Below are 13,318 nucleotides of genomic sequence, written 5' to 3' on the forward strand. Positions count from 1 at the left end.
ATCTCAACCGCATATGAACCAAAGAGAGAGAACTTTCCAGTTTGGGAAGTTTTTTCCCTCACAGGAAATAAAAACCATGAGTGGGAAATTTCTTCCCACTGCGTGGAAAAACTGGTAAGAGAGCGGCATCGCGAGGAGTAACACGCGCCATGTCCATGTCTATCGATAGCATCATCGCTCGCCTGGGTGGCCCGGAGGCCACTGCCCGCCTGACAGGCGTTGGCACCGAAGCCATTCGTAAATGGCGGCAGGCTCAGTCTATTCCCTCCCGCCACTGGCCTGTTATTGCGCAGGCCACGGGGCTTTCTCTGACAGACCTTCAGCCCGCAACATCAGCCTCAGACCTTTCTGCGGCCATGACTGCAGGCACCAGCTCAACAGGATCCTCCATGCCTCATGCCCGCCCCGACGGCGCCACAGCCGTTCTTGTTCTTGCAGACGGAACCCTCCTCTGGGGCAAAGGGTTTGGCGCCTTCTCCGATACCCCTGCTGTGGGTGAAATCTGCTTCTCAACAGGTATGACAGGCTATCAGGAAACCCTGACTGACCCATCCTTCGCCGGGCAGATCATTACCTTCACCTTCCCGCATATCGGCAATGTCGGCATCAATGATGAAGATGCTGAAGCTAATAAGATTTTTGCACGTGGCCTGGTCATTAAAGAAGACGTGACGGAGCCTGCAAACTGGCGCGCCACAGCACCGCTGCAAAACTGGCTGAAAACGCAGAACATTACAGGCATTGCCGGTGTTGATACACGGGCCCTTACCCTGAAAATTCGCGATAAAGGTCCGCAGAACGCAGCTTTGTTCTTCCCTGAAAACGGGCAGTTCGACCATGAAGCTCTCCTGGCTGCGACAAAAGCCTGGCCCAGCCTTGAAGGCATGGACCTGGCAAAGGATGTCACCTGCAAAAAAGCTTACACATGGAACGACGGTGTGTGGTCATGGCCTGCCGGCACGGTTGCCCCCGCAGGTAAACGCCACAAAGTTGTAGCTGTTGATTATGGTGCAAAACGCAACATCCTGCGCTGCCTGGTCACTGCCGGCTGTGATGTGACCGTTGTGCCAGCTACCACTTCTGCAAAAGAAATTCTCGACCTGAAGCCTGAGGGCGTGTTTCTCTCCAACGGTCCGGGTGATCCGGCTGCAACCGGCACCTATGCTGTCGCTGTTATTCAGGATATTCTGAAAACCGGCCTGCCATTATTTGGCATCTGCCTGGGGCACCAGCTGCTCGCACAGGCCCTGGGAGGCAAAACCTATAAGCTTGAACAGGGACATCGCGGTGCGAACCAGCCCGTAAAAGACCTGGATACAGGCAAGGTTGAAATTACCAGCCAGAATCACGGTTTTGCTGTTGATGCCAAGAGCCTGCCAGCCAATGTGCGCGTAACCCATGTCAGCCTGTTTGACGGATCAAACGAAGGCCTGGCCTCTGAGCGCTACCCGGCTTTCTCTGTTCAGTATCACCCTGAAGCAAGTCCTGGTCCATCAGACAGTTTTTACCTGTTTGAACGGTTCGTTAAACTGATCGACGACCATGCCAGCAAAAACTGACACACACGCCCCTTCCCTCCGCTTTCCCAGCCCGGACCGGGCTGTCTGCCAGAACTGGACGACACACCATGCCTAAACGGACAGATCTTCGCTCCATCCTCATCCTCGGTGCCGGTCCCATTGTCATTGGCCAGGCCTGTGAATTTGACTATTCAGGCACCCAGGCCTGTAAAGCCCTGAAAGAAGAGGGCTACCGGGTTATTCTGGTTAACTCTAACCCGGCGACCATTATGACCGACCCGGGCCTGGCTGACGCAACCTATGTTGAGCCGATTACACCCGAGTATGTTGAGCGCATCATCATCAAAGAAAAACCCGATGCGATTCTCCCCACCATGGGCGGACAGACGGCACTCAACACAGCCATGGCGCTTGATGCATCAGGCGCGCTCAAAAAACACGGTGTTGAGCTGATTGGTGCCAGCGCAGAAGTTATTGACCGCGCCGAAGACCGTCAGAAATTTCGCGAAACGATGGATGCCATCGGCATTGAAAGCCCGCGCAGCTTTATTGCCCACACACTGAGCGAAGCCCATGACGCTCTGAAAGAAATTGGCTTCCCCACCATTATCCGCCCGTCTTTCACCATGGGTGGCTCAGGTGGCGGTATCGCTTATAACCGCGAAGAGTTTGAGCAGATTGTCCTGTCTGGCCTGGATGCCTCTCCCACCACAGAAGTACTGGTGGAAGAGTCTGTTCTGGGCTGGAAAGAGTTCGAAATGGAAGTTGTCCGCGATAAAGCTGACAACTGCATTATCGTCTGCTCGATCGAAAATATTGACCCGATGGGCGTGCACACCGGCGACTCAATCACTGTCGCCCCGGCTCTGACTCTGACAGACAAAGAATATCAGCGCATGCGCGATGCTTCTATCGCCTGTCTGCGCGCTATTGGTGTTGAAACCGGCGGGTCAAACGTTCAGTTTGGTGTAAACCCCAAAGATGGCCGCATGGTCGTCATTGAGATGAACCCACGCGTCTCACGCTCCTCCGCTCTGGCGTCTAAGGCTACAGGCTTCCCGATCGCCCGTATCGCAGCAAAGCTGGCTGTTGGTTATACGCTCGATGAGCTCAAAAACGACATTACCAAAACAACACCGGCCTCTTTCGAGCCAACAATCGACTATGTTGTTGTGAAGATTCCCCGCTTCACATTTGAAAAATTCCCTGGTGCACCAGCCCTGCTCTCCACATCGATGAAATCAGTGGGTGAAGCCATGGCCATCGGACGGTCCTTCTCAGAAGCACTGCAAAAAGGCCTGCGCTCGATGGAAACAGGCCTGACCGGCCTTGACCCTGTTACCCCTCCCGGCGATGGCGGCACAGATGCTTTCCGCGCGGCTCTTTCACAGCCACGCCCCGAACGTATCCTTATGGCGGCACAGGCTCTGCGTGCTGGTCTTTCCGTTGAGGATATTAACGAGGTCTGCCACTTTGAGCCCTGGTTCCTCAGAGAGCTTGAAAAGATTATTCAGGCCGAACATGCCATTGAAAATCACGGCCTGCCACGCGATGCACAGGGCCTGCGCCGCCTGAAAGCTATGGGTTTCTCTGACATCCAGCTCGCCCGCCTCTCCGGCCTTCAGACTGACGAAGTCACGCGTCTGCGCGCAGAGAAAAAAGTTGTTCCGGGATACAGGCGCATTGATACCTGTGCGGGTGAATTTGCCTCTGCCACACCTTATTTCTACTCTTCTTACGAAGGTGTTTTTGCAGCGCCCTCCTGTGAGGCAAACCCGACAGAGCGTGAAAAAATTATCATCCTCGGCGGTGGCCCCAACCGCATCGGTCAGGGTATTGAGTTCGACTATTGCTGTGTGCATGCAGCATATGCTCTGAGCGAAGCCGGGTTTGAGACCATTATGGTCAACTGTAACCCTGAGACTGTCTCAACTGACTATGACACCTCTGACCGCCTGTATTTTGAACCTCTGACCGCTGAAGATGTGATTTCCCTCATCCAGTGCGAGCAGCAGAATGGCAAAATTCGCGGCTGTATCGTGCAGTATGGTGGCCAGACTCCGCTGAAACTGTCTCATGCTCTTGAAAAAGCCGGCATTCCTCTGCTTGGCACTCCGGCTGATGCAATTGATAAGGCCGAAGATCGTGAGCGTTTCCAGGCGATGCTGCACAAGCTCGGCCTGCGCCAGCCTGCGAACGGTATTGCCCGCTCTCCGCAGGAAGCTGAAGAAATTGCCGAAAAAATCGGTTACCCTGTTGTCGTCCGCCCCTCTTACGTTCTGGGCGGACGTGCGATGGAAATCGTACACGATCGTACAGCCCTGCAACGCTACATGCGTGTTGCTTTGCAGCTGGCTGGCGTTGATGTTGCTTCCGGCCCTCTTCTGATCGACCATTATCTCAACGATGCTATTGAAGCTGACGTTGACTGCATTGCAGACGGCACAGATGTCTACGTCGCCGGGGTTATGGAGCATATTGAAGAAGCCGGCATTCACTCAGGCGATAGTGCCTGCGCCCTGCCGCCTTACACGCTCTCACCGGCTATTGTGACTGAACTGAAAGAACAGACCGAAGCAATGGCTCGTGAGCTGGGCATTATCGGGCTGATGAATGTTCAGTTCGCGATTAAAGGTGCGGATATTTTCGTACTTGAAGTCAACCCCCGTGCCTCACGTACCGTGCCTTTTGTTGCCAAAGCCACAGGGGTACCTGTTGCTAAAATTGGCGCACGCGTCATGGCAGGCAGCAAACTGACTGATTTCGACCTGGATGACCGCGCCGTAACCCCGCATGTTGCTGTTAAAGAAGCTGTCTTCCCCTTTAACCGCTTTGCAGAAGCCGACACGATCCTCGGGCCTGAAATGCGCTCAACAGGTGAAGTCATGGGGCTGGATACGTCGTTTGAGCGGGCTTTTGCCAAATCTCAGCTTGGTGCGGGCGTGCGCCTGCCCACTTCCGGCACTGTTTTCCTCTCTGTCAGAGACAGCGACAAGGCGCACCTGCCTGCCCTTGGCCGTCAGCTTGCCAGACTGGGGCTGAACATCATGGCAACCCGCGGCACCGCACAGAAACTACGCGACGCCGGCATTGAGGTGAAAGTGGTCAGCAAGGTGCTTGAAGGCCGCCCGCACTGTGTTGACGCTATTCGCTCCGGCGAGGTGCAGATGGTCATCAACACAGCACTTGGCGCACAATCAGTGGCAGATAGCTTTGATATTCGCCGCTCTGCCCTTGTTCTGGGCATTCCTCACTACACAACAATGGCCGGCGCACGCGCTGCAACACATGCCATTGCAGCAATGCGTGAAGGACCGCTTGATGTTGCGCCACTTCAGTCATACTTTAGTGGGACGTTCTGAAAACAGCAAAAGCGGGTTTTCACCCTTCTGCCCCTGTCAGGGGCGGAAGGGATACTCTTATCATAGCGGCCAAAACCGCTTATTATGTGCAACTTTCAGCCGGCATCATGCCGGCGAATTTACTCTGGGGACATGTCTTGCAGAAAACTCCAATGACCGGCAAAGGCTTACTGCGGCTTGAAGACGAACTGCGCAAACTCAAAACTGAAGAACGGCCAGCCGTTATTCGCGCCATTGCAGAAGCCCGCAGTCATGGTGACCTGTCAGAAAACGCCGAATACCATGCAGCCCGCGAGCGACAGTCGTTCATTGAAGGACGCGTTCTGGAGCTGGAGGAGATTATTTCGACGGCTGAGGTAATCGATCCGACTTCACTTTCTGGTGATCAGGTGAAGTTTGGTGCGACCATTACTGTTGTTGACGAAGATACCGATAAAGAAATGACCTATCAGATTGTTGGCATGCATGAAGCCGACATCAAACAGGGCCTTCTGTCTGTCTCTGCTCCGCTGGCAAAAGCCATGATTGGCAAAAGCGAGGGAGATACCGTGTCTGTTCCTGCCCCCGGTGGTGACCGGACCTACGAAATCCTTTCAGTGAAATTCATCTGATATGATTACTTTTGAGGATATCTCAGCAGCCGCAAAACGGATCGAAGGGAAAGTTATTCGTACCCCGACAATTCCGTCTCATGCGCTTTCCAGAGCGACGGGTGCTGAGGTTACCCTTAAGCTTGAAAATCTTCAGGCTGTTGGCTCTTTTAAAGAGCGTGGTGCGGCCAATAAACTGGCGCTCCTCTCTGCCGAAGAACGCGAACGTGGTGTTATTGCAGTTTCAGCGGGCAATCATGCGCAGGGTGTCGCCCGGCATGCCAGCCTGCTGGGTATTGATGCTGTAATTGTTATGCCCCGCTTTACCCCCGCCGGTAAGGTTGTACGCACCCGCAACTGGGGCGCCCGTGTTGTGCTGGAAGGTGAGAGCTTCGCAGAAGCTGTTCTCTTCGCCAAAGAACTTCAGGAACGTGAGGGACGGACTTTTGTTCATCCCTATGATGACCCTGCTGTTATGGCCGGCCAGGGTACCTGCGCACTCGAGCTGCTTGAAGATGCCGGCCCGCTGGACATGCTGATTGCGCCGATTGGCGGGGGTGGCCTGCTGGCAGGCTGTTCTGTTGCAACCCGCGCGATGCGCCCTGATGTTGAGCTGATTGGTGTACAGGTTGAGAGTTATAACTCTCTCTCCGCCTTTCCTGGCCCAGCAACACACCCGGTGGGTGGAGCGACCATTGCCGAAGGTATTGCCGTTTTGCAAATCGGTCAGCAAACCGACGAAGTCATTCGCGATATGGTGTCACAGGTACTGATTGTGCCTGAAGCTGCAGTTGAAAACGCCATTACACTGCTGGCTGAGGGGGCAAAGCAAATAAGTGAAGGTGCCGGTGCGGTCTCTCTCGCTGCCATGCTGACTTATCCTGATATCTTCCGCGGCAAAAAAGTTGCCATGCCTGTCAGTGGCGGCAATATCGACAGCCGGATTCTGGCCAACACGCTGCTGCGCGCTATGCTGCGCGATGGCCGGATTCTGCGCCTGATTATGGAAATTCCTGACCGGCCTGGCGTTCTGGCTGACATTTCAGGCAAAATCGGTAAAGCCGGTGGTAATATTATTGAAGTCTCACACAGAAGGCTGCTCTCTGCCCCCTCTGTACAGGCAGCAGAACTTGAAGTCATGATCGAAGCACGCGACCCTGAGCACGCTATTTCGATCACAGCTGAGTTACGTCAGTTTTATACCGTTAAATACGCCTGAGTTTTATCGTTTTATAAATTAAAGACTGCATCTGCTTATTATCATCATTATAATGATCTGGTAGTGTGGTCTTTAATTATAAAATCAAAAAGGCGTAGTACTATGACAGTCCAGTCTCACTCTCACGCACATCGTCCTGTTATGCTTGTCATTCTCGATGGTTTTGGATGGCGCGAACATGATTCTGATAATGCTGTCAGGCTGGCGCGCACGCCTGTTTTTGATAAATTATGGAACAGTAATCCTCACGCTTTTCTGCGTACCTGTGGCGATGATGTTGGTCTGCCCGATGGTCAGATGGGAAACTCAGAGGTCGGGCATCTGAATATCGGTGCCGGTCGCGTTGTTATGCAGGAACTCCCCCGTATTTTTAAAGCACTGCATGATGGCTCTGTCGCTCGCAGCCCGATTATGCAGAAATTTATCAGCACATTAAAAAGCACAGGCGGGACGTGCCATCTTGCCGGGCTGGTCTCCCCCGGTGGGGTTCACTCTCACCAGGAACATGCTGCTGCACTGGCAAAAATTCTGACAGAGGCTGGTATTCCTGTTACATTTCATGTCTTTACTGACGGACGTGATACAGCCCCACGCTCAGCCGCTGATTACATTAAAACATTGCAGCAGGAGCTGCCTGATGGTGTAAAAATTGCAACGGTTTCAGGCCGCTACTATGCCATGGACCGTGATAAGCGCTGGGAACGTGTCGAGCTTGCCTACAATGCCATTGTCTCAGCACAGGGTCCGAAAGCAGCAACAGCCGAAGATGTGATCTCCTCAGCCTACACAAATGATCTCTCTGACGAGTTTATTCTCCCCACCGTCGTGGGTGATTATGCTGGCATGAAAGACGGTGATGGCCTTCTGACTTTCAATTTCAGAGCTGACCGCATACGCCAGCTTCTTGATGCTCTGGCAGAACCTGAGTTTGATGGGTTTAAACGCCAGAAAGTTATCAGCTTTGGTGCTGTTATGGGCATGACCCATTACAGCGACACACTTGCTAAGCGTCTTTCCATTCTTTTTCCGCCACAGACCCTTGAAAATATTCTGGGAGAAGTTGTCTCCAAGGCTGGCCTTAAACAGCTGCGTATGGCCGAAACTGAGAAATACCCCCATGTGACATATTTTCTCAATGGTGGACGTGAGGAGCCATTCGCAGGCGAAGATCGTATCCTTGTGCCCTCCCCCAAAGTTGCAACCTATGACCTTCAGCCAGAAATGTCTGCCCCTGAACTTACCGACAAAGCTGTAGAGGCTATTGCAAGCGGCACCTACGACCTGATTATTCTGAACTTTGCCAACCCTGATATGGTAGGGCATACCGGCATCCTCTCTGCTGCGATTAAGGCTGTTGAAACTGTTGATACGGGCCTGGGGCGGATTGTTGAGGCCCTGGAAAAACAAAATGGTGCATTACTGGTCACAGCTGACCACGGCAATTGTGAAACAATGAAAGACCCTGAAACAGGTCTGCCGCACACCGCACATACCCTCAACGAAGTACCTCTGATTGCCTTTAACACCGGGACAAAAACGCTGAACAGTGGCCGCCTCGCCGATCTGGCGCCTACTCTTCTTGCCCTGCTCGACATACCCCGGCCAGCAGATATGGGCGGCTCTTCTCTGCTCGCTCCTCAGGCCTGACCGATAGTGCAGCCCCCCTTACCTGCTTTTCTGCACGTTAAGATAACGGGGCTGATGCTGCTGTCATGCTGCACACTCTCAGGCGCTGCTCTGGCCACAACCAGAACGACTGAGCACCATAAGGTGTGGACATCTCAGCATCATCCCTCGTCAAAGCCGCCACAAAAAAGCAGCCATAGAAAAGTAACACCCCAGGCCACGCATCAGCCGGCAATGACCCGCAATGAGCTTAATGCTGAAAAATCTGTAAAACAGGCGCGCGACGCACTACAGGCGGCACAAACACAGCGTAATGCCGTAAAACAGCAAACAGCGGCACAGGTCGCTGCGGTTAAAACTTTTGAGGCCAGAAATGAAACCGCGCAGACACAGGCACGACAAAGCGCCGCTGTTGCTGCCACATTATCTGCTGCGGCCTCCTCCGCTGCAGCAACATTGCAAAGTACAGAGCAAAATATTTCTGACCTTGAAACTCAGATTGCAGATATCCGCAAAGAGCAGGAAGAGTTACGCGCTGACCTGATCCAGAAAGGTAAAGCCCTTTCTCCTGTTCTGCCACTGGCGGAACATCTCTCTCTTTACCCCTCTGATACGCTGGTTACGGTCCCACTCCCCCAGGACAAGGCCATAACCGGCTTTCTTGTTATCAAAGGCATCTCTCACGGGCTCGAAAGACAGGCGCAGGAAATGCGCGGACAGCAGGAAAAGCTGACATTGCTTGATGCTGAGCAATCAAAAAAACTAGCCACTCTGACGACTCTTCAGCAAACACAGGCCCGGCAACGCGACGTTGTAAAACAGCAGGCGACTAAAGCCCGGACAGCCCAGCTTAAAGCCGGGAGAGCGGCAAAAGATGCGGCCCGACAGCTTGAAAATGCCACAAGAAAAGCCTCAAGCCTTCAGGATGCTGTCGCCCGGCTTGAATCTCTTGAAAGCTCTGCTGAGGCTTCTTTACAAAAAGAACTCGCCTCTGCCGAAAAAGCACATAAAGATGCGCGGGATGCAGCGGCCCGGGCTCTGGCTCAGCAACGGGCTGAAGCCGCAAAACGCAAATTACTGGCCCTGCAAAAACAATCAGGACCGGGCCTTTCTGCACGAAGTGCTGTCTCTTCACAGTCAGCCGGCTCATCTGCTCAGCAGGCATCGACATCATCAGCACCGGCAGTATCTTCTGTTGCCGGCAATGGTCCTGAAAGCGGATCTCGCCCGGTAGCGGGCCATATTCTCACAGCATGGCATGCTTCAACAGAATCGGGACCCGCTACAGGTATTACGTATCGTACACCATCAGATGCAGGCGTACGCGCACCCTGTACCGGCCAGGTCGATTTTGCTGGCAGCTTTCGCACCTACGGCCAGATGGTCATCTTAAATTGTGGAAAACATTACCGTTTTGTTATCGCTGGTCTGGGAGAACTTTCCGTTAATACAGGGCAGGCACTCGCCAGAGGTGCGCCTGTTGGCTCTATGGGAAGCCATAATTCTCTGTTTGTGCAACTTCGTCATGGTCAGACACCTATTAATCCTGCACCTTTCCTTTAAGAATTAGACAGCAAAGAGTTTTCCTGCACGGCAGAAACCGCTATTCTACCCCACACGGGCCGCAAAATATTATCTGTGCCCCTGTAAAAACGCCTGGCTACTATGGCTTGCAAGAACTGATAATTGTTAGAAAATGCTTTCAGCACGGGATACAGCCCGGCGACAGGAGATTAAAAAATATGAAGTTTCGCACAGGCCTGATGCTCGGTGCCACGTTTCTCACGGGCCTTGCCGTAACCTCTCCCTCCGGTTTATTCCATGCAGGCAGTAACAGCTTCCTGCAATCCGCTTTCGCCGCACCTGCTTCTGACACTGCGACAGAGCAACACCCACAGGCTAAAGCAGCTGACGATTCACCCACAAAAAATCATGCCGAAACCTACCGCCTGCTAACTCTGTTTGGCACGGTCATGGACCTTGTCCGCTCTGATTACGTTGAACCTGTTTCAGATAAAGATCTGATTACTAACGCCCTTAACGGTGCCCTGTCCGGTCTGGACCCTCACAGCTCATACATGACTGAAAAACAGTATGATGACATGATGACCCAGATGAAAGGCGAGTTTGGCGGCCTGGGCCTGGAGCTGCAGCAGCAGGACGGACATATTCGCGTTGTCTCTCCCATTGACGGCACCCCTGGTTTTCGTGCCGGTGTTAAATCTGGTGACTATATTATTGCTGTTGATGGTCGCCCGGTTGATGGCGTACCTCTGGATGAAGCCGTCAAAAAAATGCGCGGCAAACCTAATACGAAAATTAGCCTGACGCTTGTCAGAGCTAAAACACCCAAACCTATTATTCTGACACTGACCCGCGAAAATATTCATATTGATGTCGTGAAATCAGCTCTTTATGGCCGCATAGGATATATCCGCATCGCTCAGTTCAATGAAGAAACTGAAAAAGCTCTTGTCAGTGCTTACGACAAACTGAAACGCGATGCAGGAGGCAAACTGGCTGGCCTGGTTATCGACCTTCGAAACAATCCCGGGGGGCTGCTTGACCAGGCAATTAAAGTCTCCTCCAGCTTTATCCGATCAGGTGCTATCGTTTCGACACGTGCCCGCAACCCTAAAGACAGCCAGTTGTGGAATGCTCATGGCGAAGACATGACCAACGGTATGCCTATCGTCGTGCTGATTAATGGTGGCTCTGCCTCAGCATCTGAAATTGTCTCAGGCGCGTTGCAGGACCACGGCCGCGCTGTGGTGATGGGAACCCGCTCTTTTGGTAAAGGTTCTGTTCAGTCCATCATTCCGATTCCTGGAAATGGTGCAATCCGCCTGACAACCGCACGCTATTACACGCCGTCAGGCCGCTCAATTCAGGCAAAAGGCATTACACCTGATATCGTTGTAAAAGAAACCCGCGAAGACCCGGGCTTTAGCATGCATGAAGCTGACCTGGAGCACATCCTTAAAAACCAGGGTGGTAACCAGACCAAGCGCCAGCCTCGCAATGACCTTCCCTCCGTTGCCAAAGATATTCCTGGTGAACCACCAGCAAACTGGCCGGAATTTGACTACACGAAACCAGAGACTGATTTTCAGCTGCAGGAAGCTCTGAGGGTTGTTAAATTTATGGCAAACCTGCCAGCACCTGACCCGGTTGCTTCTCTCCCCCCGGTAAAAACTGACGCCAAAAAAAGCGAAATCAAGAAAAAACCCTGATTTATCAGAGGAATAAAGAGCATGACGATAACATCCCACTGGCAACAAATGCCTTCCTCCGGACGTATGTTTGTCCGTTTCTGGGGGGGATGTTTCGTATTGACCGGTATTCTTGTCATCAGCCTTCAGGTCATGGGACCTCCCCGGCTGGACGGGGATGATATTGATGTCGCCTCTTCTAACCTCAACCCTGGCTCCCGCAATGTTATTCCGGCCCCCTTACCTGAACTGCAGGAAAAACACCGGGGGCCGAATGGCTTTCCTCTTCCCAAAAAAGACGCAAAGGGACGCACACCACGCCTTGCTTACGCCTCTCCTACTGTTGAGGTCCCGCCGGGTAATGCTGAAGTCGCTCTTGTTATTACCGGCATAGGGGATGCCAGAAACCTGACAAATGAAGCTATGGCTTCTCTGCCGGCACCGGTCACATTTGCTGTTTCGCCTTATGCTCCTGAAATGAAAAAATTGCTCGAGCAGGCACGTCTTAACAACCACGAGACACTTCTTGCCCTCCCTGTTCAGCAGGATTCAAAATATGATCCGTCTGCCGGAGAAGATGTGACAGGCTCTTATGCGCTTGGCCCTGGCCTCTCTCCGGAGGAAAATCTCCAGAATTATAAATGGGCTCTTTCCAGCCTCAGTGGCTTTATTGGTGTCACAAACGGCTTCCCCGGTTCCGGCACTGAAAGCTACACCCTTTCCAATGCCTTCTCACCCATTCTTAAAGATATTGACGACCGCGGTCTGATTTATCTGAATGCCACGCCTGAAACCACACCCAGAACAAGCGGCCCTGGCGGTACAGTAGACGTCAACATCAATACAGATACTGACATTGTTAAAATTGACATTCAGCTGCTCAAGCTCCAGCAGGCAGCCCGCCGCAACCATAGTGCTATCGGAATTATGGGGCCGCTACGGCCGGTTGCTCTGGCCTGCCTGAGAGCATGGATCCCTCACCTGGAAGATGTCGGCATTACTCTTGTGCCTCTTAGCATGCTTGCCAAAACCCCTGATATTAAGGCGACAGCGTCTGACGCCGGGGCCAATACTCAGGACGCATTACCACATAAAACAATCTTTCATATTGACCTGAATAACCACATGCAGCCAGCCGACAGTGCTCAGTCACCTCAGCCTTAAGCCCTTACTTCAGTTTATAAGATGCAGGATAATTATGATGCGCGACTCTTCCGGTTACAGCCTGCCATATCGCCGTAATGTCGGAGCTCTGATTTTTCGTGCAGATGGTAAAATTCTCATAGCCCGGCGGGCAGATATGCCAGGAGCAGGCGGGCCTTTGTCAGAAGGTGTCTGGCAGTGCCCCCAGGGTGGTATTGATAATGATGAAGCTCCGGATAGTGCGGTACTACGCGAAGCTGAAGAAGAGATCGGCACGACTAAGCTTTGCATCGTGCAGGAATGCTCTGACTGGATAAGCTATGACTTTCCTGACCATCTGATTGGAAAAGCCATGGGCGGGCGTTTTCGCGGGCAGACACAAAAATGGTTTGCGCTGGCTTTTAGTGGTTCTGACAGCGACATTAACCTGAACCTGCAAAACCCACCTGAGTTTGATGCTTTTCGATGGATTGAACTGGAAGCTCTGCCTGAGCAAAATGTTGGGTTTAAAAAACCCGTTTATGAGAAGCTGGTTGCTTATTTTTCAAAGCATCCACTCATTTACCCTGCGACACGCTGACAGCATTATCTCTTCTCTGGGTTCCAGCGCAGACATCGGGCATAAATCCCGTCAACTTTAGCAGCA

9 protein-coding genes are annotated in these 13,318 nt (G+C 52.7%); all 9 read left to right on the forward strand.

What is annotated here, in order from left to right:
• The first annotated feature begins 149 nt into the window (after positions 1-149).
• A complete protein-coding gene (gene carA / locus HK25_RS09320) occupies positions 150-1,559 on the forward strand; it encodes a glutamine-hydrolyzing carbamoyl-phosphate synthase small subunit (protein ID WP_086636028.1) in 1,410 nt (469 codons plus the stop codon).
• Between the two features lie 68 nt (positions 1,560-1,627).
• Entirely contained in the window at positions 1,628-4,882 is a 3,255-nt protein-coding gene (gene carB, locus HK25_RS09325) for a carbamoyl-phosphate synthase large subunit (protein ID WP_086636029.1), read from the forward strand.
• A gap of 137 nt (positions 4,883-5,019) precedes the next feature.
• Positions 5,020-5,493: a transcription elongation factor GreA gene (gene greA, locus HK25_RS09330; RefSeq protein ID WP_086554497.1), complete on the forward strand. Its 474-nt coding sequence runs from the start codon at positions 5,020-5,022 to the stop codon at positions 5,491-5,493.
• A 1-nt stretch (position 5,494) separates the two neighbouring features.
• Positions 5,495-6,691 (forward strand): threonine ammonia-lyase, encoded by a 1,197-nt coding sequence (locus HK25_RS09335; protein WP_086554353.1) that lies wholly within the window; start codon positions 5,495-5,497, stop codon positions 6,689-6,691.
• Between the two features lie 102 nt (positions 6,692-6,793).
• Positions 6,794-8,338: a 2,3-bisphosphoglycerate-independent phosphoglycerate mutase gene (gene gpmI / locus HK25_RS09340; RefSeq protein WP_086636030.1), complete on the forward strand. Its 1,545-nt coding sequence runs from the start codon at positions 6,794-6,796 to the stop codon at positions 8,336-8,338.
• A 6-nt stretch (positions 8,339-8,344) separates the two neighbouring features.
• Positions 8,345-9,880, forward strand: coding sequence for a murein hydrolase activator EnvC (locus HK25_RS09345; protein WP_233127777.1), 1,536 nt, complete (start codon positions 8,345-8,347; stop codon positions 9,878-9,880).
• A 179-nt stretch (positions 9,881-10,059) separates the two neighbouring features.
• Positions 10,060-11,550 carry a S41 family peptidase gene (locus HK25_RS09350; RefSeq protein ID WP_086636031.1) on the forward strand — a complete coding sequence of 497 codons (1,491 nt, stop codon included), beginning with the start codon at positions 10,060-10,062 and terminating at the stop codon, positions 11,548-11,550.
• Between the two features lie 21 nt (positions 11,551-11,571).
• Positions 11,572-12,693 (forward strand): divergent polysaccharide deacetylase family protein, encoded by a 1,122-nt coding sequence (locus HK25_RS09355; protein ID WP_086636032.1) that lies wholly within the window; start codon positions 11,572-11,574, stop codon positions 12,691-12,693.
• A gap of 37 nt (positions 12,694-12,730) precedes the next feature.
• Positions 12,731-13,252, forward strand: a complete 522-nt coding sequence (locus HK25_RS09360) for an RNA pyrophosphohydrolase (protein WP_086636033.1) — start codon at positions 12,731-12,733, stop codon at positions 13,250-13,252.
• Positions 13,253-13,318: the final 66 nt, after the last annotated feature.

Origin of the sequence: Acetobacter sp. DsW_059, assembly GCF_002153695.1 — a bacterium.
GTDB lineage: Bacteria > Pseudomonadota > Alphaproteobacteria > Acetobacterales > Acetobacteraceae > Acetobacter > Acetobacter thailandicus.

Coding starts and splice junctions, on each gene's coding strand:
- carA (WP_086636028.1), top strand. CDS start 150: ATGTCCATGTCTATCGATAGCATCATCGCTCGCCTGGGTGGCCCGGAG.
- carB (WP_086636029.1), top strand. CDS start 1,628: ATGCCTAAACGGACAGATCTTCGCTCCATCCTCATCCTCGGTGCCGGT.
- HK25_RS09335 (WP_086554353.1), top strand. CDS start 5,495: ATGATTACTTTTGAGGATATCTCAGCAGCCGCAAAACGGATCGAAGGG.
- gpmI (WP_086636030.1), top strand. CDS start 6,794: ATGACAGTCCAGTCTCACTCTCACGCACATCGTCCTGTTATGCTTGTC.
- HK25_RS09350 (WP_086636031.1), top strand. CDS start 10,060: ATGAAGTTTCGCACAGGCCTGATGCTCGGTGCCACGTTTCTCACGGGC.
- HK25_RS09355 (WP_086636032.1), top strand. CDS start 11,572: ATGACGATAACATCCCACTGGCAACAAATGCCTTCCTCCGGACGTATG.
- HK25_RS09360 (WP_086636033.1), top strand. CDS start 12,731: ATGCGCGACTCTTCCGGTTACAGCCTGCCATATCGCCGTAATGTCGGA.